General features: G+C 76.9%; 17 protein-coding genes and 1 riboswitch. Of the genes, 12 read left to right on the forward strand and 5 right to left on the reverse strand.

Annotated features, from left to right (window positions below):
• Positions 1-27: 27 nt before the first annotated feature.
• Together IE106_RS24195 and IE106_RS24200 are read right to left on the reverse strand one after the other, a co-directional pair.
• Positions 28-1,158: an alpha/beta hydrolase gene (locus IE106_RS24195; RefSeq protein WP_189537310.1), complete on the reverse strand. Its 1,131-nt coding sequence runs from the start codon at positions 1,156-1,158 to the stop codon at positions 28-30.
• A gap of 121 nt (positions 1,159-1,279) precedes the next feature.
• Entirely contained in the window at positions 1,280-1,972 is a 693-nt protein-coding gene (locus IE106_RS24200) for a class II aldolase/adducin family protein (protein WP_189537311.1), read from the reverse strand.
• 217 nt (positions 1,973-2,189) lie between these two features.
• On the opposite strand from IE106_RS24200, the gene IE106_RS24205 reads away from it, so the two are divergent.
• The 9 genes from IE106_RS24205 to cobC all read left to right on the forward strand — a co-directional run bounded on the left by IE106_RS24205 (position 2,190) and on the right by cobC (position 12,403).
• On the forward strand, positions 2,190-3,470 hold the full coding sequence (locus IE106_RS24205; RefSeq protein WP_189537312.1) for an inorganic phosphate transporter: 1,281 nt from the start codon (positions 2,190-2,192) through the stop codon (positions 3,468-3,470).
• Positions 3,471-3,481: 11 nt separating this feature from the next.
• Entirely contained in the window at positions 3,482-3,703 is a 222-nt protein-coding gene (locus IE106_RS24210) for a hypothetical protein (RefSeq protein ID WP_189537313.1), read from the forward strand.
• Between the two features lie 184 nt (positions 3,704-3,887).
• Positions 3,888-3,977: riboswitch (cobalamin riboswitch) on the forward strand.
• Between the two features lie 145 nt (positions 3,978-4,122).
• On the forward strand, positions 4,123-5,073 hold the full coding sequence (locus tag IE106_RS24215; protein ID WP_189537314.1) for a cobalamin biosynthesis protein: 951 nt from the start codon (positions 4,123-4,125) through the stop codon (positions 5,071-5,073).
• Complete coding sequence (locus IE106_RS24220) at positions 5,070-6,575, forward strand: cobyric acid synthase (protein ID WP_189537315.1); 1,506 nt, start codon at positions 5,070-5,072, stop codon at positions 6,573-6,575. The genes IE106_RS24215 and IE106_RS24220 overlap by 4 nt, the downstream gene beginning before the upstream one ends.
• Before the next feature lie 109 nt (positions 6,576-6,684).
• Positions 6,685-8,745: a putative cobaltochelatase gene (locus IE106_RS24225; RefSeq protein ID WP_189537316.1), complete on the forward strand. Its 2,061-nt coding sequence runs from the start codon at positions 6,685-6,687 to the stop codon at positions 8,743-8,745.
• On the forward strand, positions 8,745-9,353 hold the full coding sequence (gene cobO / locus IE106_RS24230; protein WP_189537317.1) for a cob(I)yrinic acid a,c-diamide adenosyltransferase: 609 nt from the start codon (positions 8,745-8,747) through the stop codon (positions 9,351-9,353). The genes IE106_RS24225 and cobO overlap by 1 nt, the downstream gene beginning before the upstream one ends.
• A complete protein-coding gene (locus IE106_RS24235; protein WP_189537318.1) occupies positions 9,347-10,711 on the forward strand; it encodes a cobyrinic acid a,c-diamide synthase CobB in 1,365 nt (454 codons plus the stop codon). The genes cobO and IE106_RS24235 overlap by 7 nt, the downstream gene beginning before the upstream one ends.
• Positions 10,708-11,190: a cobalamin biosynthesis protein gene (locus IE106_RS31035; protein ID WP_189537319.1), complete on the forward strand. Its 483-nt coding sequence runs from the start codon at positions 10,708-10,710 to the stop codon at positions 11,188-11,190. The genes IE106_RS24235 and IE106_RS31035 overlap by 4 nt, the downstream gene beginning before the upstream one ends.
• Positions 11,191-11,302: 112 nt before the next feature.
• Positions 11,303-12,403, forward strand: a complete 1,101-nt coding sequence (gene cobC, locus IE106_RS31040; RefSeq protein ID WP_189537320.1) for an Rv2231c family histidinol phosphate aminotransferase CobC — start codon at positions 11,303-11,305, stop codon at positions 12,401-12,403.
• A gap of 52 nt (positions 12,404-12,455) precedes the next feature.
• Here the strand turns inward: cobC and IE106_RS24250 are convergent, their stop codons facing one another.
• Complete coding sequence (locus tag IE106_RS24250) at positions 12,456-13,379, reverse strand: SCO1860 family LAETG-anchored protein (protein ID WP_189537321.1); 924 nt, start codon at positions 13,377-13,379, stop codon at positions 12,456-12,458.
• Positions 13,380-13,621: 242 nt separating this feature from the next.
• Between IE106_RS24250 and IE106_RS24255 the strand changes: the two genes are divergently transcribed.
• The gene (locus IE106_RS24255; RefSeq protein ID WP_189537322.1) at positions 13,622-15,673 is read left to right on the forward strand and encodes a penicillin acylase family protein; all 2,052 of its coding nucleotides are present in this window, start codon (positions 13,622-13,624) and stop codon (positions 15,671-15,673) included.
• Positions 15,670-16,248 (forward strand): GNAT family N-acetyltransferase, encoded by a 579-nt coding sequence (locus IE106_RS24260; RefSeq protein WP_189537323.1) that lies wholly within the window; start codon positions 15,670-15,672, stop codon positions 16,246-16,248. The genes IE106_RS24255 and IE106_RS24260 overlap by 4 nt, the downstream gene beginning before the upstream one ends.
• 42 nt (positions 16,249-16,290) lie before the next feature.
• On the opposite strand, the gene IE106_RS24265 is transcribed toward IE106_RS24260, so the two are convergent.
• A complete protein-coding gene (locus IE106_RS24265) occupies positions 16,291-17,391 on the reverse strand; it encodes an amidohydrolase family protein (RefSeq protein ID WP_189537324.1) in 1,101 nt (366 codons plus the stop codon).
• A gap of 96 nt (positions 17,392-17,487) precedes the next feature.
• Between IE106_RS24265 and IE106_RS24270 the strand changes: the two genes are divergently transcribed.
• A complete protein-coding gene (locus tag IE106_RS24270; RefSeq protein WP_189537325.1) occupies positions 17,488-18,597 on the forward strand; it encodes a pyridoxal-phosphate-dependent aminotransferase family protein in 1,110 nt (369 codons plus the stop codon).
• Positions 18,598-18,632: 35 nt separating this feature from the next.
• On the opposite strand, the gene IE106_RS24275 is transcribed toward IE106_RS24270, so the two are convergent.
• Entirely contained in the window at positions 18,633-19,583 is a 951-nt protein-coding gene (locus IE106_RS24275; protein WP_189537326.1) for a LysR family transcriptional regulator, read from the reverse strand.
• Positions 19,584-19,965: the final 382 nt, after the last annotated feature.

The raw sequence follows: 19,965 nt of genomic DNA on the forward strand, positions 1-19,965 counted from the left end.
AAGCCCAAACGGAAGGGGACGGTCGACTCAGAGGAGCGGGGTGAGGAAGCGGCGCACGGCCTCCTCGTACCGTTCGGGGTCGGCGTTCCACATGGCGGCGTGCGGCGCGTGCCGGACGGCGCGGAGGGTGACCAGGTCGGGGCGCCGGTCGGCGAAGGCGCGGGTCGCCGCCCAGGGGGCGATGGCGTCGTCGGGGCCGTGGAGGACCAGGGCGGGCACCTTCAGGGCGCCGGGGTCGGCGGCCCGGACGGGGCCCCCGCCGCGCAGCCCGGTCCTGCCCTGCGCCGCCCGGACGGCGAGGGGCAGCAGGGCGGAGGGGACGCGGTGAGCGGCGGCCAGGGCGCGGAGGGTCGCCTCCCAGTCGAGGACCGGCGAGTCGAGGACGAGACCGACGATCCGGTCGCGCAGGCGGCTGCGGGCTGCGGTGCGCAGGGCCATGGCGGCGCCGGTCGACCAGCCGTGCAGGATCACGCCCTGGGCGCCCTGGCGGACGGCGTGGTGGACGGCCGCGTCCAGGTCGCGCCACTCGGAGTCCCCGAGGTGGCCGAGGCCGTCGGCGGGGCGGGGGGCGCCCGGGTCGCCGCGGTAGGCGAGGTCGAGCACCGGGAAGCGCAGCCTGCCGTGGAGCAGGCCCAGCAGGTTCAGCGGGTGCTCCCGGGTGGCGCCCAGGCCGTGCGCGGTGATCACCCACGTGGCGCGGGCGGCCGGGACGTACCAGGCGGGCAGGGGGCCGAGCTCGCCGGTGATCTCGACGTCCTCGTACGGGAGGCCGAGCGCGGAGGCGGGGGTGCCGGTGTGGAGCTGCGGGGTGAGGCGGACGCGGGTGCCGGCCTCCAGGGTGCCGCGGTCGACCCGTTCGAGGCGGCGCACGACGGTGTCGGGGGCGTGCGGCACCTCGTCGAGGACGGGGCCGACGACCGCGTGGACGCCGGGGCCCTCCAGGCCGTACGCGCCGGGGCGGAGGGAGGGCAGGGCGCGGGTGAGGGTGACCCGGCCGGGGCCGGTGGCGTGCACGGTGAGCCGGGGCTCGCCGGGCAGGGGCCGCCCCGGGCGCGGCCTGAGCGCCACGCCGCTGGCGTACCGGCCGGCCGCCACGGCGGCCGTCCCGGCACCGATCACTGTGGTGGCGGCCACCGCCGCGCCTGTAGCGGAACGCACCCGTCCAGTGTCCGCACGCCGGCCGGTCGGTGCCAGTGGACGGCGGCCGCCGGGTGACGGGGACGGGGGCCGTACGGGGACGGGTGACGCGGGGCCCGTACGAGGCGGGGCGGCGTGCGGGTCAGCCGGGGTGGCCGTAGCCGCGGAGCTTCTCGGCCGTCTCGGCCAGCTGGTCCGGGGTGAGGAGCGCCGGGGTGCGGGTGGGGTGGCTGTCGGCGGCGAGCCAGACCCGGCACATCCACTCCAGCTGGGCGGTGCGGTCGTACGCCTGGTCGAGCGTCGCGCCGTAGGCGATCGTGCCGTGGTTGCGCAGGAGGCAGGCGGTGCGTCCGGTCAGGGCGGTGAGCATGTGGTCGGCCAGCTCCCGCGTGCCGTACAGGGCGTAGGGGGCGACGCGCACGGGTCCGCCGAGGGCGGCGGCCATGTAGTGGACCGGCGGCAGCTCGTCGACGAGGGTCGACACGGCGGTGGCGTGCACGGCGTGGGTGTGGACGACCGCCCCGGCGTCGGTGGAGCGGTACACGGCGAGGTGCACCGGCAGTTCGCTGGTCGGCGGCAGCGTGCCGCGGACCGGCCGCCCGTCCAGGTCGACGGCGACGACGTCGTCCCCGGTCAGGCGGGAGTACGGCACGCCGCTCGGGGTGACGAGGACGAGGTCCCCGACGCGTACGGAGACGTTCCCCGAGGTGCCGACGACCAGCCCGTCGGCCACCGTCCTGCGCGCCGTGGCGACCAGGGCGTCCCACGCCTCCCCGACCGCCGTCCCGACCGCCCCGCCGGGTGCTCCCGCGTCCGTCCCGCCGTCCTGCGCCATGCGGTGATCCTGCCAGCGGACGGACCGGCCCGAAAGTGACGAGTGTCTCGGTCCGACCCGGTTTCGGATCCCGGGGGGCCGGGATTCCGGGGCCGGGGCACAAGCGGAATCCCCTCTCACAGGTCGGGACACCACGCCGCCCGGTCCAGTTCACCTTCCGTTCACCCAGGTTGCCTACGTTCGGCGAGCCACTGACGTCGAACGATTGCCTGGGTAAATGGAACACATCACGCTGCTGCTCGCCATTGTGGTCGTGACAGCTCTCGTGTTCGATTTCACAAACGGTTTCCACGACACCGCCAACGCGATGGCCACGACCATCTCGACCGGCGCGATGAAGCCCAAGGCGGCGGTGGCCATGTCGGCCGTGCTGAACCTGGTGGGCGCGTTCCTGTCCGTGGAGGTCGCCAAGACGATCTCCAAAGGGCTCGTCGACGAGACGGGCATCCAACCGGAGGTCATCCTCGCCGCCCTCGTCGGCGCGATCCTCTGGAACCTCCTGACCTGGCTGGTCGGCCTGCCCTCCAGCTCCTCCCACGCCCTCATGGGCGGCCTGATCGGCGCGACCGTCGCGTCCATCGGCGTCAGCGGCGTCAACGGCGGCGTCGTCCTCACCAAGGTCCTGATCCCGGCCGTCGCCGCCCCGGTGGTCGCCGGCGTGGCCGCGATGGTCGCCACCCGCCTCACGTACAAGGTCGGCGCGAACATCGACCAGAAGACCGGCCGCAAGGGCTACAAGGCCGGCCAGATCGCCTCCGCGGGCCTGGTCTCCCTCGCCCACGGCACCAACGACGCGCAGAAGACCATGGGCATCATCACCCTCGCCCTGGTCGCCGGCGGCGCCCTCGCCCCCGGCTCCAACCCGCCCGTGTGGGTCATCGTCTCCGCCGGCCTGGCCATCGCGCTCGGCACCTACCTGGGCGGCTGGCGCATCATCCGCACCATGGGCAAGGGCCTCACCGACCTCCAGCCGCAGCAGGGCTTCGCCGCCCAGACCGGCGCCGCGACCGTGATCCTGGCCTCCTCCCACCTGGGCTTCTCGCTCTCCACCACGCACGTCTGCTCCGGCGCCGTGATGGGCGCGGGCCTCGGCCGCAAGGGCGGCGTGGTCCGCTGGTCCACCGCCACCCGGATGTTCGTCGCCTGGGGCCTGACCCTGCCGGCCGCCGGCCTGGTCGCCGCGCTCGCCGAGCTCGTCGCCCGCCAGGGCGACTGGGGCGTCGCGGTCGTCGCCGCCTTCCTCGTCGGTTCCTCCGCCGCCATCTGGTTCGTCTCGCGCCGCCAGGTCGTCGACCACACCAACGTCAACGAGACCGGGGACGGCGCCGAGGCCGCCGGCGAGCCCGAGCCCGCCGGGGTCGTCACCACCGCCATCGCGGCCGTCACCCCGCCGCCCGCCGGCACCGTCCCCGCCGACCCCGCGGACGACGCCGCCCTCAAGACCACCATCCCGGCCCCGGCCGCCGCGTCCGGCGCGGCGCCCACGGCCACGGTGTAAGGAAAGACGCTATGGACATCGACTGGGCAGCCCTCGGCTCCGTCTTCGGCGTGGGCCTCGTCACCACCGTCGCACTCGTCGGCCTGTTCACCCTCGGCCTGGTGGGCCTCTCCCGGCAGGAGCGGGCCTCCGCCCAGGGCGGTTCCGCCGCCCTGGCCCGCACCGGCGCGTACGCCTGCTTCGCGCTGTGCGCCGCGGCCGTCGCGTACGGGATCTACCTGATCGTGGCCTGAGCAGGGCCGAAGCATCCGGCCGGGCCGGTCGTACCCCGCGGTACGGCCGGCCCGGCCGTCGTCGTACGGTCCTCCCGCGGCCGCCCTGTGGGGCGCGGCACACCGCTCCGCCGCAGGTCAAGGGTGAGTTGACGGGCCTTCGCGGGCCGTGGTGGACTGCCCAGGCCATCTACGGCGGCAGGAGAGGAAGCCCGGTGCGAATCCGGCGCGGTCCCGCCACTGTCACCGGGCTCCGCGCGACACGCCGTCGCGGGGCGCCCGGGAGCCAGGAACTCTCACCGCCGGTCACGTCGAGCCAGGGCGCGGACCCTGAGTGAGGACATTGCGCATGCCCGGCTGCGTTCCCCTCCCCCCGTCGAGAACCCCGAGCCCCGGCTCGCGGACCCGTGGCCGATCCGGCGCACCGGGCTGCTGAGCCGATGCGGGACGATCGAGTCTTCGCGTACGGCGCCACCGCCGGGCTCCTCGGCGACCTGATCTTCGCGGACCCCCGCCGCGGCCACCCCGTGGCCGCCTTCGGGCGGGCCGCGGGCGCCGTCGAACGCGCGCTGTGGCGCGACCACCGCGGCTGGGGCGCGCTCCACACCGCCGTGTGCGCCGGAGGCGCCGCCACGGCCGCCGCGCTCGCCGCACGGGCCGTCCGGGGTCGGGGCGCCGCGTCCGTCGCGCTGACCGCCGCCACGGTGTGGGCCGTCGTCGGCGGGACGTCCCTGGGCCGGGAGGCCCGGGCGATCGGCGGCGCGCTGGCCGCCGGCGACGTGGAGGCGGCCCGCGAGCGGCTGCCGCACCTGTGCGGGCGCGACCCGCAGGCCCTGGACGGGCCGGGCATCGCGCGGGCCGTGGTGGAGTCCGTCGCCGAGAACACCTCCGACGCGGTGGTCGGCGCCCTCGTGTGGGGCGCGCTCGGCGGCGTGCCGGGCCTGGTCGCCTTCCGGGCGGTCAACACGCTGGACGCGATGGTCGGCCACAGGTCCCCGCGCCACCTCCGGTTCGGCTGGGCCTCGGCGCGGCTCGACGACGTGGCCGGCGCCCCCGGGGCCCGGCTGACGGCCGCGCTCGCGGTCGTCGCGGGCGGTGACCCGCGGGGGGCCGTACGGGCCTGGCGGGCGGACGCGCGCAAGCACCCGTCGCCCAACGCGGGCCCCGTCGAGGCGGCGTTCGCGGGCGCCCTGGGCGTACGGCTCGGGGGCACCCTGTCGTACGGGGGGCGGGTCGAGCACCGGCCGGTCCTCAACGGCGGGGGGCGGGCCGTCGAGGTGGCGGACGTCGAACGGGCGGTGCGGCTGTCGCGCCGCGTCGGAGGACTGGCGCTGGCCGTCTGCGCGGGCGGGCGGCTGCTGTACGGGGCGTGGAAGCGGAGGGGCGCGTGAGCGGGGGACTGCTGGTCGCGGGGACGACGTCCGACGCGGGCAAGAGCGTGGTGACGGCCGGGATCTGCCGCTGGCTGGTCCGGCAGGGCGTGCGGGTCGCGCCGTTCAAGGGGCAGAACATGTCCCTCAACTCGTTCGTGACGCGCGAGGGCGCGGAGATCGGGCGGGCGCAGGCGATGCAGGCGCAGGCCGCCCGCGTCGAGCCGAGCGCGCTGATGAACCCGGTGCTGCTGAAGCCGGGCAGCGACCGGTCCAGCCAGGTCGTGCTGATGGGCAAGCCGGTCGGCGAGCTGAGCGCCCGCGGCTACCACGGGGGCCGGCAGCAGGCGCTGCTCGGCACGGTCGTGGAGTGCCTGGAGGAGCTGCGGGCCACGCACGACGCGGTGATCTGCGAGGGCGCCGGCAGCCCCGCCGAGATCAACCTGCGGCGCAACGACATCGTGAACATGGGCATCGCGCGGGCCGCGGGCTTCCCCGTCCTGGTGGTCGGCGACATCGACCGGGGCGGGGTGTTCGCCCAGTTCTTCGGCACGACGGCGCTGCTCTCGCCCGAGGACCAGGCGCTCGTCGCGGGGTACCTGGTGAACAAGTTCCGCGGCGACGTGACGCTGCTGGAGCCGGGCCTCGACATGCTGTACGACCTGACGGGCCGGCGGACGTTCGGCGTGCTGCCGTACGCGCACGGGCTCGGCATCGACGAGGAGGACGGGCTGCGCGTCTCGCTGCGCGGCGCCGTCCGCGAGTCGGTGGTGGCGCCGCCGGTCGGCGAGGACGTGCTGCGGGTCGCGGTGTGCGCCGTACCGCTGATGTCGAACTTCACGGACGTGGACGCGCTGGCCGCCGAACCGGGCGTCGTCGTCCGCTTCGTGGACCGGCCCGAGGAGCTGGCCGACGCGGACCTGGCGGTCGTGCCGGGCACCCGCGGCACGGTGCGGGCGCTGCAGTGGCTGCGGGAGCGGGGACTGGCCGACGCGCTGGTCCGGCGCGCCGCCGAGGGGCGGCCGGTGCTGGGCGTCTGCGGCGGCTTCCAGGCGCTCGGCGAGCACATCGAGGACGACGTGGAGTCGCGGGCCGGGGCCGTGGAGGCGCTCGGGCTGCTGCCGGTGCGGGTGCGGTTCGCCCCCGACAAGACCCTCGCGCGGCCGGTCGGCGAGGCGCTCGGCGAGCGGGTCGAGGGGTACGAGATCCACCACGGGGTCGCCGAGGTGCTGGGTGGCGAGCCCTTCCTCGACGGCTGCCGGGTGGGGGCCGTGTGGGGGACGCACTGGCACGGCTCGCTGGAGAGCGACGGTTTCCGGCGGGCGTTCCTGCGGGAGGTCGCCGCGGCGGCCGGGCGGCGCTTCGTCCCGGCGCCCGACACGTCGTTCGGCGTGCTGCGGGAGGAGCAGCTGGACCGGCTCGGGGACCTGATCGAGGAGCACGCGGACACGGACGCGCTGTGGAAGCTCATCGAGTCCGGCCCGCCGGGCGGGCTGCCGTTCGTCGCGCCGGGGGCGCCGTGAACGCCCCCTCGACCCCCGCGCGGGCGGGGAGCACGGGCACTTGCCCGTGCCGTGCCACGGCGGCACACCTGCGGTCCGGCCGGAAGCCACTCGAAGGAGCGATCAGCTGATGAGCACCCGCTACCCGTTCACCGCCGTGGTGGGGATGGACGACCTGCGCCTGGCGCTGCTCTTGAACGCCGTCAGTCCGGCGGTCGGCGGCGTCCTGGTGCGCGGCGAGAAGGGCACGGCGAAGAGCACCGCCGTGCGCGCGCTCGCCGAGCTGCTGCCGGAGGTGCCGGTCGTGCCGGGCTGCCGGTTCAGCTGCGACCCCGCCGCGCCCGACCCGGACTGCCCGGACGGACCGCACGAGGCCGGTGCCGGGGTGCCGCGGCCCGCGCGGATGGTGGAACTGCCCGTCGGCGCCTCGGAGGACCGGCTCGTCGGGTCGCTGGACATCGAACGGGCCCTCGCCGAGGGGGTGAAGGCGTTCGAGCCGGGGCTGCTCGCGCAGGCGCACCGGGGCATCCTCTACGTCGACGAGGTCAACCTGCTCGGCGACTTCCTCGTCGACCACCTGCTGGACGCCGCCGCTATGGGCGCCTCCCACGTCGAGCGCGAGGGCGTCTCGGTGCGGCACGCCGCCCGGTTCCTGCTCGTCGGGACGATGAACCCCGAGGAGGGCGAGCTGCGGCCGCAGTTGCTGGACCGCTTCGGGCTGACCGTGGAGGTCGCCGCGTCCCGGGACCCGGAGCAGCGGGTGGAGGTGGTGCGCCGGCGCCTCGCGTACGACGACGACCCGGCCGGCTTCGCGGCGCGCTGGGCCGGCGAGGAGGCCGCGCTGCGGGAGCGGATCGCGGCCGCGCGGGCGCTGCTGCCGCAGGTGCGGCTCGGGGACGACGCGCTGCGGCAGATCGCGGCGACGTGCGCGGCGTTCGAGGTGGACGGCATGCGCGCGGACATCGTGATGGCGCGGACCGCGACGGCGCTCGCCGCCTGGGCGGGGCGCACCGGGGTGACGGTCGACGACGTGCGGCAGGCCGCGCTGCTGGCGCTGCCGCACCGGCGGCGGCGGTCGCCCTTCGACGCGCCGGGCCTCGACGAGGACAAACTGGACGAGACGCTGGAGGAGTTCGGCGGGGACGACGGGCCGGACCCGGACCCGCAGGGCCCCGACGGTGACGGCGGTGACGGCGACGACGGCGGCCCGGACGGGGACGGCGGCGGTCCCGGTGGCGGCGGGGGCGTTCCGCCGCAGGCGCAGGAGCCCGGCCCACGGGCGGGCGCGCCGGAGCCGTCCGGGGAGCGGCCGGAGGCGGCCCCCTCCCCCGGCGCCGGCCCGGCCCCGGCCCGCGAGCAGTCGCCGGTCGCCGCGGCCGAGCCGTTCCGCACGAAGGTGCTGACCGTCCCCGGGGTCGGCGACGGCGCCGCCGGGCGCCGCTCCCGGGCGCGTACCGAGCACGGCCGCACCACCGGGGCGCGCCGCCCGCACGGCGCCCTGACGAAGCTGCACCTGACGGCCACCGTGCAGGCGGCCGCCCCGCACCAGCGGGCGCGCGGCCGGTCGGGCCCCGGGTTCGTCGTCCGCCCCGACGACCTGCGCCAGGCGGTGCGGGAGGGGCGCGAGGGGAACCTGGTGCTGTTCGTGGTGGACGCCTCGGGGTCGATGGCGGCCCGGCAGCGCATGGGCGCGGTGAAGGGCGCCGTGCTGTCGCTGCTCCTCGACGCGTACCAGCGGCGGGACAAGGTGGGCCTGGTGACCTTCCGGGGGCGGGACGCGGAGCTGGTGCTGCCGCCCACCTCGTCGGTGGACGCGGCGGCCACGCGGCTGGAGCGGCTGCCGACCGGGGGCCGCACGCCGCTGGCGGCGGGCCTGGTGAAGGCGCACGACGTGCTGCGGGTGGAGCGGCTGCGGGACCCGGCGCGGCGTCCGCTGCTCGTCGTGGTGACGGACGGCCGGGCGACCGGGGGCCCGCAGCCGCTGCGGCTGGTCGCGCGGGCGGCGGGGCTGCACGCGGCGGAGGGGACGGCGTCGGTCGTCGTGGACTGCGAGACCGGGCCCGTGCGGCTCGGTCTGGCCGCGGGGCTCGCACGGGATCTGGGCGGTACGGCCGTGACGCTGGACGAGTTGCGCGCGGACGCGATCGCCGGGCTGGTCAAGGATGTTCGTACTACGAGGAGGGCAGCATAGTGCCGCAGGGACAGCCGACCGTCGTTCCGGACGACGGTCTCACCACCCGCCAGCGCCGCAACCGCCCGCTGGTGATGGTCCACACGGGTGTGGGCAAGGGCAAGTCGACCGCCGCGTTCGGGATGGCGCTGCGCGCCTGGAACCAGGGCTGGCCGATCGGGGTGTTCCAGTTCGTCAAGTCGGCGAAGTGGAAGGTCGGTGAGGAGAACGCGCTCAAGGCGCTCGGCGCGACCGGCGAGGGCGGCACGGTCGCCTGGCACAAGATGGGCGAGGGCTGGTCGTGGATCCAGCGCGACCCGAAGGACGGCGAGCAGTCCAACGAGGACAAGGCGCGGGAGGGCTGGGAGCAGGTCAAGCGCGACCTGGCCGCGGAGACGTACCGGTTCTACGTGCTGGACGAGTTCGCCTACCCGCTGCACTGGGGGTGGGTGGACACCGCCGAGGTGATCGAGGTGCTGCGCAACCGGCCCGGCACGCAGCACGTGGTGGTCACCGGCCGGAACGCGCCGCAGGAACTGCTGGACTTCGCCGACCTGGTGACCGACATGTCCAAGGTGAAGCACCCGATGGACGCCGGTCAGAAGGGCCAGCGGGGCATCGAGTGGTAGCACGTCTCGTCATCGCCGCGCCGTCCTCCGGCGCGGGCAAGACCACGGTCGCGACGGGGCTGATGGCCGCGTTCGCCGGCCGTGGTCTGGCGGTGTCGCCGCACAAGGTGGGCCCCGACTACATCGATCCGGGCTACCACGCGCTGGCAACGGGCCGCCCCGGGCGGAACCTCGACGCGTTCATGTGCGGTACGAACCTGGTGGCGCCGCTGTTCGCGCACGGCGCGCGCGGCTGCGACCTGGCCGTCGTCGAGGGCGTGATGGGGTTGTACGACGGCGCCGCCGACCAGGGCGAGCTGGCGTCGACGGCGCAGGTGGCGAAGCTGCTGCGGGCGCCGGTGGTGCTGGTCGTGGACGCCTCGTCGCAGTCGCGGTCGGTGGCGGCGCTGGTGCACGGGTTCGCGTCGTGGGACCCGCAGGTGCGGATCGGCGGGGTGATCCTCAACAAGGTCGCCACCGACCGGCACGAGCACCTGCTGCGGGAGGCGCTGGGCGAGTCCGGCGTGCCCGTGCTGGGCGTGCTGCGGCGGGCGCCGGCCGTCTCGACGCCGTCGCGGCACCTGGGCCTGGTGCCGGTCGCGGAGCGGCGGGCCCAGGCCGTGGACGCCGTGCGGGCGCAGGCGGAGCAGGTGCGGCAGGGCTGCGACCTGGACGCGCTGCTGGCGCTGGCCCGTTCGGCGCCGCCGCTGCACGCGGAGCCCTGGTCGGCCGAGGCCGCCCTGCTGCGCGCGGGCGCCGCGGAGCCGGCGGCCGGGGCGCGGCCGGTGGTGGCGGTGGCCGGCGGGGCGGCGTTCACGTTCTCGTACGCGGAGCACGCCGAGTTGCTGGCGGCGGCGGGTGCCGAGGTGGTGGCGTTCGATCCGCTGCGCGACGAGAAGCTGCCGGAGGGGACGCGCGGCCTGGTGGTCGGCGGCGGTTTCCCGGAGGTGTACGCGCCGGAGCTGTCCGCGAACGCGTCCCTGCGGGACGCGGTGTCCGCGCTGGCGCGGTCGGGTGCCCCGGTCGCGGCGGAGTGCGCGGGCCTGCTGTACCTGGCGCGTTCGCTGGACGGGCGGCCGATGTGCGGGGTGCTGGACGCGGACGCGCGGATGTCGGAGCGGCTGACGCTGGGGTACCGGGACGCGGTCGCGGTGAGCGACAGCCCGGTGGCGGCGGCCGGGACGCGGCTGCGGGGCCACGAGTTCCACCGCACGGTGATCGAGCCGGGCGCCGGGGCGAACCCGGCGTGGGGGCTGCGGCAGCCGGAGCGGCGCGTGGAGGGCTTCGTCCGGGGCGGGGTGCACGCGAGTTACGTGCACACGCACTGGGCGGCCGTGCCGCAGACGGCGCGGCGGTTCGTCGGGCACTGCCGGCCGTGAGCCTGGTGGTGGGCGTGGGCGCCCGGCGCGGGGTGAGCGCGCGGGAGGTGTGCGACCTGGTCGCCGCGGTCCTGCGGGAGGCGGGCCGGGGGCCACGGGAGGTGGTGGCGCTGGCGACGGTGGCGGCGAAGGCCGGTGAGCCGGGCCTGGTGGAGGCCGCATCCCTGCTCGGCGTACCGCTGCGCGCCCACCCGGCCGACGTGCTGGCCCGCGTCGCGGTGCCCCGTCCCTCGGGGGCAGCGCTGGCGGCGGTGGGCACGCCCTCGGTGGCGGAGGCCGCGGCCCTGGTGGAGGCGGCGCGGTACGGGGGGTGCGGTCCGGCGGGGAGCGGGCTGCTCGTGCCGAAGCGGAAGTCCCCCTGCGGGGCGGCGCGTGTGACCTGCGCGGTGGCGGTGGCGTACGGGGCCGGGCGGTTGCCCGCCGGGGGGCGGGGGTACACCCGTGGGGACGCGGTGTTCGAGTTACGGACGCGGCGTTGAACCGCTGATCCCCGCGCCGGATCCCCCGTCCGGCACCGAGAGCCACCCGGTGGGCCGCCGATGCCGTCGGCCCGCCACCACCCCCCACTGTCCCCCACCCCGGCTGGCGGCCATGTATACCCACACAGACAGCGACAGACCGTTCCCCGGCCCCCGCGACGCGGACGCGTACGACCTGCGGCACCACGGCGACGTGGAGGTCCGGGACGAGAAGCTGACCGACCTCGCGGTCAACGTCCGCACGAACACCCCGCCCGCGTGGCTGCGGGAGCGGCTCATGGAGTCCCTCTCGGGGCTGGCCGCCTACCCCGACGGGCGGGCGGCACGCGCGGCGGTCGCCGAGCGGCACGGGCTGCCCGCGCGGCGGGTGCTGCTGACGGCGGGCGCGGCGGAGGCGTTCGTGCTGCTGGCACGGGCGTTGCCGGTGCGGCGGCCGGTGGTGGTGCACCCCCAGTTCACGGAGCCGGAGGCGGCGCTGCGGGACGCGGGGCACCAGGTGCGCCGGGTGGTGCTGCGCGAGGAGGACGGCTTCCGGCTGGACCCGGCGCGGGTGCCCGAGGACGCGGACCTGGTGGTGGTCGGCAACCCGACGAACCCCACGTCGGTCCTGCACCCCGGGGCGACGCTCACGGCGCTGGCGCGGCCGGGGCGGACCCTGGTCGTGGACGAGGCGTTCATGGACGCCGTGCCGGGCGAGCGGGAGGCGCTGGCCGGGCGGGCGGACGTGCCGGGGCTGGTGGTGCTGCGGAGCCTGACGAAGACGTGGGGGCTCGCGGGGCTGCGGATCGGGTACGTGCTGGCGGCGCCGGACACCGTGGCGGCGCTGGAGCGCGTGCAGCCGCTGTGGCCGGTGTCGACGCCGGCGCTGGTGGCGGCCGAGGCGTGCATGTCGCGGGAGGCGCTGGAGGAGGCGGAGGAGGCGGCGCGGCGGGTGGCCGTCGAGCGGGCCCATCTGCTGGCCGGGCTGGCGGAGTTCGACGAGGTACGGGCCGTGGAGGCCGCGGAGGGGCCGTTCGTCCTGATCCGGGTGGAGGGGGCGGACGTGGTCCGGGAGCGGCTGCGGGCGCTGGGGTTCGCGGCGCGGCGCGGTGACACCTTCCCGGGGCTGGGGCCGCAGTGGCTGCGGCTGGCGGTGCGGGACCGGGTGACGACGAATCGATTCCTCCAGGCCCTGGACCAGGCCCTGGTCATGGCCGGCTGCAGCCGGTCGTGACCGGGGGCCGGGGCCCCTCCCGCGGTGGGAGGGGCCCCGGCCCGGCGGGGCGTCAGGAACGGGCGCGGCGGGTGAGCCTCACGGTCGCCGCCCCCGCCGCCAGGAGGAGCACCGCGGCGCCGGCGACGTAGGGCGTGCGGGAGTCGCCGCCCGTCTCGGCCAGGTCGCCGCCGGACGCCCGGGGCGGCGCCGCCGCGCCGGCCGGGGACGGGTCGGGGGCCGGGGACGCCGGGGTCGGGGCGGGGGACGACGAGGCGGCTTCCGGTGCCGTGCAGCCGGCCTCGGCGAGGGTCACCGTGCCCTCGACCTTCGCGACGTTCAGGTTCAGCGGGTTCACGGCGACCCTCAGCCGGAGGGCCGTGGCCGCCGCCGTCGTGGACGTGGTCGTGCGGTGGGACAGGTCCAGGGTGACCTCGCCGACGTTCGGGACGCGGACCGTGCTGCGTTCGCCGGGCGTCACCGTGACCCGCTTGCCGAGGACGGTCACCGCGCCGAGCAGGTTCGCCTCGGCGGTGGGCCGGGCGCCCGTCTCGCAGACCGCGCGGGCGGTGACCTGTTCGAGTTCGACGAGCGACAGCAGGGGCATGCCGGGGAGGTGGACGCGGGCCCGGACGAGGTTCGCGGAGCCCTCCGCGCGCCGCCCGTCCGCGGTGGCCCCGGCCGACGCCGCGTCGGCGTGCAGCAGGCGTACGGGCCTGCCCCGGTCGACGCCGTCCAGGCGGACGGTGAGCGCGGTCCGGTCGGCCGAGGCCGGGGCCCGCACCTCGTTGAGGACGGCGTTCACGGGGACGCGGACGCCGCCGTCGAGGAGCGAGACGTCCAGGCCGGTCCGCAGGACCACGGCGTGGGCGGCCGGGGCCTGGGGGGCGGCGGGCTCGGCGCTCGCCGCCGGTGCCGTGGCGGCGGCCAGGGCGGCCGTCGCCGCGGCGGTCGCGGCCACGGCGGTCGCGCGGGCGCGGAAGGTGGTGCTGTTCACGGTGGTGGGACCCCCACGGGAAGACAGGGGTCGCCGAACACCCGCCCGTAGGGACAGGCGTGCGGTGGCGACCCGGGACACCGGAATCCTGGCGCACGGAGGGTGAACACGCCTGCACCCGAAGTGAGTTCACCCCAAAGGGGAGTTTTGGGTCACGCATTCGATTCGACCCCCGCCGGATTGCGCCTCCGGCGCCCGTAGCTTAAGTTAGGGCAGCCTTACCTAAAGAGATCAGGACAAGAGTGAGCATCGAGGTCTACCGGGACCCTTGGGGCATCCCGCATCTGCGCGCCGACGACCCGCGTGAACTCGCCTACGCGCAGGGCCGCACCACGGCCCGCGACCGGGCGTGGCAGCTGGAGGTCGAACGGCACCGCGCCCAGGGCACGACGGCCGCCTTCCTCGGCCCGGACTCCGTCGAGTGGGACGTCTTCGCCCGCCGCGTCCGGCTCGCCGACACCGCCCGGCGCTGCCTCGACCGGCTGGACGCCCCGACCCGCGCCTGGGTCACGGCGTACACGGACGGGGTGAACGCGGGCCTCGACGAAGGCGCCCGCCGCAGCCGCGAGTTCGCGGCCACCGGCCTCGAACCGGGCACCTGGGAGCCCTGGGTGCCGCTGGGCGTCTGGCTGTCGACGCACATCCTCTTCGCCGGCTTCCCGACCAAGCTGTGGCGCGAGCACGTCGCCCGCACCCTGGGCGACGAGGCGACCGAGCTGTTCGCGACGGACGGCCCCGGCACCTCCGGCAGCAACGGCTGGCTGGTCGACGCCGACCGGACCGCCACCGGCGCCGCCCTCCTGGCGGGCGACCCGCACCGGTTCATCGAGGCGCCCGGCGTCTACCAGCAGATCCGGCTCGCCTGCCCCGAGTACGACGTGGTCGGCCTCGCCGTGCCCGGCGTCCCCGGCCTCGCGCACTTCGGCCACACCGGCACGGCCGCCTGGGCCATCACCAACGCCATGGCCGACTACCAGGACCTCTACCGCGAGAAGCTGCGGCGCCGCGCCGACGGGACCCCGGAGGCGCTCGGGCCGGACGGCTGGCGGCCCGCCCGCGCCCACACCGAGACCGTCGAGGTGAAGGGCGCCGAACCGGTCACCGTCGAGGTCGTCGAGACCGACCGCGGCCCGGTCGTCGTCCCGGACGACGGCGAGGGCGGCGCGATCAGCCTGCGCCACCCGCCCCGCGTCACCGGCGAGCTGGGGTTCGCGGCGCTGCCCGCGCTGCTCGCCGCGCGGACGGCCGGCGACGTCGACCGGGCCTTCGACCGGTGGGTCGAGCCCGTGAACGTCGTGCAGGCCGCCGACACCGAGGGGGGCACGCTCCACCGGGTCGCCGGCCACGTCCCCCTGCGGCCCCGGGCCAACATGCTGCGGGTCGTACCGGCGTGGGAACCGGCGCACGAGTGGCGCGGGCACCACGAACCGCTGCCCCGCGCCCCCGTCGACGGCATCGCGGTCATGGCGAACGCGCGCGGGCTCGCGACGCCGCTGGGCGTCGAGTTCGCGCCGCCGCACCGGGCCGACCGCATCGCCCGCCTCCTGGAGGCGTCGAAGGAGTGGACGGCGTCCGGCATGGCCGCCGTCCACACCGACACCCGGCTCGCCTCGGCGCGCCCGCTGCTGGCCCTCGCCTCCCGCCTGGACGGGATCTCCCCGGCCGCGGCGGCGCTGCGCGACCGGCTGCTGTGCTGGAACCGGCGCATGGCCGCCGACAGCCTGGACGCCGCGCTGTACGCCGCCGTGCGCGGCGGTGTCGTGCGCCGGATCGCGGCGCACCCGGTGTTCGCGCCGCTGGCCGACCTCCCCGCCTACCCGGAGCTGTTCCGGCCGTGGCTGGCGCTCGTGCCGCGCGTCGCGTACGCGCTGGAGACGCTGCTGACCTCCGGACCCGTGCCCCCCGCCGACCGGGAGGCCGCCGTGCGGGACGCCCTGGAGGAGGTCGCCGCCGCGCCGCCGGACGAGCCGTGGGGCGCCACGCACCGGCTCGCGCCGTGGGCGGCGCTGCCGGACGGGGACGAGGCGCTGCGGCCGGCCCTGGACGGCGACCACGACTGCGTCCTGTCCACGTCGAGCGTGCCCGGCGTCACCGACCTCAGCGCGCGCGGCCCGGCCGCCCGCTACGTGTGGGACCTGGCCCGCCGCGAGGACAGCCGGTGGATCGTGCCGTTCGGCGCGTCGGGCGTGCCCGGCGACCCGCACGAGCGCGACCAGCTGCCGCTGTGGCTGCGCGGCGAGCTCGCCCCCGTGATCACCGACTGGAACCGGCTCAGCAAGGAGCACCCCGCATGACCACCAGCACCGACCCGCGCCCCGCCGTGTACGAGCACGTCGTCGAGGGCTTCGGCACGGTCCGCCTCGTCCCCGTCGACCCCGACCGGGACGCCCCGCTGCTGCACTCCTGGGTGAGCGAGGACCGCGCCCGGTTCTGGGGCATGCGGGACGCGGGCCCCGAGGAGGTGCGGGGGATCTACGCGCACCTGGACTCCCTCACCACCCACCACGCGTACCTGGCGTACCGCGACGGCGTGCCGGTCGCGCTGTTCCAGACGTACGACCCGGCGGCCGACCGCGTCTCCGAGTGTTACGAGGTGCGGCCCGGCGACATCGGCGTCCACCTGCTGCTCGCGCCCGCCGCCGCGCCCGAGCGCGGCTTCTCCGCGCACCTGCTGGAGGCGCTCGTCGCGTACTGCCTGAGCACCCACGAGCGGATCGTGGCGGAGCCGGACGCGGCGAACGGGAAGGCCGTGGCGCTGCTGGAGCGCAGCGGCTTCGAGCTCGGCCCCGAGGTGGTCCTCCCGGAGGTCGTGCTCCCGGAGGTCCACCTCGTGGAGAAGCGGGCGCGGCTGGCGTTCCTCGGCCGCTGAGCCGCCGCGGGCCCCCGCCGGGCGCGGCGGGCCCGCCGGGCCTCAGAGGACGACGCGGCCGTCGAGGACCACCCGCCGGGGCGCCGCCAGGACGCGGACGTCGGCGCGGGGGTCCTCGTCGTAGACGACCAGGTCCGCCGGGGCGCCCTCCTCCAGGGCGGGGCGCCCCAGCCAGGCACGGGCGCCCCAGGTCGTCGCGGACAGCGCGTCCCGTGCGGGGATGCCGGCCTTGACCAGCTCGGCCACCTCGGACGCCACCAGGCCGTGCGCGAGGGAGCCGCCCGCGTCGGTGCCGACGAAGACCGGGACGCCGGCGTCGTAGGCCGCGCGGACCGTGTCGTAGCGGCGCTCGTGCAGCCGGCGCATGTGGTCCGCCCAGCGCGGGAACTTCGCCTCCCCGCCGGCGGCGAGGTGCGGGAAGGTGGCGATGTTGACCAGCGTCGGCACGATCGCCACCCCGCGCTCCGCGAACAGCGGGATCGTGTCCTCGGTGAGGCCGGTGGCGTGCTCCACGCAGTCGATGCCCGCCTCGACCAGGTCGCGCAGGGAGTCCTCGGCGAAGCAGTGGGCGGTGACGCGGGCGCCGAGCCGATGGGCCTCCGCGATGGCCGCCTCCACCTCGGCGCGCGGCCAGCAGGCGGTGAGGTCGCCCGCGTCGCGGTCGATCCAGTCGCCGACGAGCTTCACCCAGCCGTCGCCGCGCCGGGCCTCGCGCGCCACGTACGCGACCAGGTCGGCGGGTTCGATCTCGTGGGCGTAGTTGCGGATGTAGCGGCGGGTGCGGGCGATGTGCCGGCCCGCACGGATGATCTTCGGCAGGTCCTCGCGGTCGTCGATCCACCGGGTGTCGGCGGCGGACCCGGCGTCGCGCAGCAGGAGCGCGCCCGCGTCCCGGTCGGTCAGGGCCTGCTTCTCGCTGGTCGCGGCGTCCACGGCGCCGTGCGCGTCGAGGCCGACGTGGCAGTGCGCGTCGACCAGGCCGGGCAGGGCCCAGCCGCTCACCGTGCGGACGTCGGCCGCGAGGGGTCCGGTGGGCCGGGTGTAGGTGACCCGGCCGCCCACCACCCACAGGTCGTCGCGCACGTCCTCCGGGCCGACGAGCACCCGCCCCTTCACATGCAGCACCACCGTGCGATCGCTCATGTCCCGCACTGTACGAGGGGCTGGGTACGCTCGACAGGGCGCCCCGCACCCCGGACCGAACAGACGGGCGCACGAGACGTGAAGAGAGCAGCCGACGTGACCCACTCCCATCCCTTCCTGGACCTGCCCCCGCTGACCGCGGACCGCTTCGCCGCCGTCGAGCGGCGCGTGGCCGCCCTCCTCGCCACCGAGCAGGACGTGGTGATCACCCAGGGCGAGGCGCTGCTGCCGCTGGAGGGGTGCGTCCGCAGCGGCGCGCGGCCCGGCTCCACCGCCCTGAACATCGTGACCGGCCCGTACGGGCAGACGTTCGGCGGCTGGCTGCGCGACTGCGGGGCGACGGTGGTCGACCTGGAGGTTCCGTTCCACACGGCGGTGACGGCCGAGGACGTGGAGCGGGCGCTGGCCGCCCACCCGGAGACCGACTTCGTGTCGCTGGTGCACGCGGAGGCCGCGACCGGCAACACCAACCCGGTCGCGGAGATCGGCGAGGTCGTCCGGGCGCACGGCGCGCTGTTCATGCTGGACGCGGTGGCGTCGGTGGGCGCGGAACCGCTGCTGCCCGACGCGTGGGGCGTGGACCTGTGCGTGATCGGCGCGCAGAAGGCGCTGGGCGGCCCGGCGGGCGTCTCGGCGGTGTCGGTGAGCGGCCGGGCGTGGGAGCGGTTCGCCGCCAACCCGCGGGCGCCGCGCCGCTCGTACCTGTCGCTCCTGGACTGGAAGGAGCGCTGGATCGACGGCGGGCGGCGGACGCTGCTGCACGCCCCGGCGCAGCTGGAGATGCTGGCGCTGGAGGCGTGCCTGGAGCGGGTCGACGCCCAGGGCGGCCTGCCGGTGCTGACGGCCCGCCACGCGGCGGCCGCGGCGGCGACCCGGGCCGGGGCGGTGGCGCTGGGCGGGGGCCTGGAGCCGTACGTGCACGAGGCGGCCCAGGCCGCGCCGGTGGCGACGACGCTGCGCGCCCCGGCCGGGGTGAACGCCACCGAGCTGGTGGCGAAGGCGCTGGCCGCGGACCCGTCGGCGCCGCTGGCGGCGGGCGGCGGGGCGCTGGCGGCCGAGATGGTCCGCGTGAACCACTACGGCCCCGCCGCCACCCCGGAGGCGGTACGGGCGTGCCTGACCGCCCTGGGCGCCGCCCTGGCCGACCTGGGCCGCCCGGCGGACCCGGAGGCCGCGCGGGCGGCCGTCGCGGCCTCCTGGCGCTAGACGGGCGGCGGCCGGGGCCCGCACGCGGGCCCCGGCTACCCGGAGGCGGCCCCCGCCGTGCGCGGGGCGGGCACGGGCGGCACGGCCCCGGGGTGCCCCGCCGGGCCGCGCGGGGGCTCGGCGGTGGCGGTGAGCGCCTCCAGCAGGGCCCGGACGGCCGGGGTGAGGCGGTCCGGGCGGACCGCCAGGGAGACGGGGACGCGGGGCGCCTTGAGCGGGCGCACGACCAGGCGGCGGTCGCGCGGGAGGGCGCCCGCCGGGTGGAACACCGTCCAGGACGGCTCGGCGGCCGCGGCCAGGGCGTCGAGGGTGGCTTGGAGGGTGGTGAAGGGCGGGCCGGGCGTCCAGTCGGGGACGGCGGACGTGACCAGGTCGTGGAGCGCCGGGTTCGTCTCGCGCGGGGCCAGCCGCAGCGGCAGCCGCGCCAGTTGGGCCGGGTGCGGCTCGTCCAGCGCGGCGAGCGGGTGCCCGGCCGGCAGGGCGGCCAGCAGCGGCTCGGTCCACACCGGGTACAGGGCGACGCCCTCGGCGCGGCACACCGTCCGGACGAGCGCCGCGTCGAACGTGCCGGAGCGGACGGCGGCGAGCCGCCCCTCCTGGGGGGCGCGCTCCAGCCGCACCCGCAGCCGGGGCCGCCGCTCGGCGAGGGCGCCCAGCGCGCGGTACACGCGGTCGGCGAAGGCCCGGCTGGTGCCGAGGCGGACCAGTCCCTCGGTGCCGCCGACGATGCCCGCGGCGGTCTCCCGCACCCGCTCGGCGGCGGCGAGCGCGGCCCGCGCCTCGGGCAGCAGGCGCTCGCCGGCGGCGGTGAGCCGTACGTGCCGGGGCGGCTTCCCCCGGTCGAACAGCCTCAGGCCCAACTCCCCCTCCAGGCGGTCGATCTGGCGGCCGACCGCCTCCTCGGCGGTCTCCAGCCGCTCGGCGGCCCGCCGGAGGCCGAGCTCCTCGGCCACGGCGACGAAGTACTCCAGCTGACGCAGTTCCACAGCCGCGCCCACCCGCCCCTCACTGTCCGCTGCCGACCCGTCCGATCCGGACAACGACCGGCCGGGTGCGGCTCTTCCCCAGGTGTACGGGCGATCCGCGGCGAAACGCGGGCACGACGCGCGCCGGAGGCGGGGAAACGGCCGCGCGGGTGAGCCCGCGAGGGCGTCCCCGTACGGCCGGCGGGCCGGCCGCCGAAACCGGCGGACCGCACCCCACACGAGGGCGGGACATGCTTTCCGGCACGAATACGAGGGTATTTCACGGGCGAATTCCCGTGCATTCGCGGAGCAGCTTCCCGGCTTCTCCTGCCCGGTTCCACGGATGCTAAACGCACGGATCCGAGAACGATTCCGCAACCGATCCGACACCGCGTCAAGCGGG

The sequence above is a fragment of the Streptomyces roseolilacinus genome (genome assembly GCF_014649335.1).
Taxonomy (GTDB): Bacteria; Actinomycetota; Actinomycetes; order Streptomycetales; family Streptomycetaceae; genus Streptomyces; species Streptomyces roseolilacinus.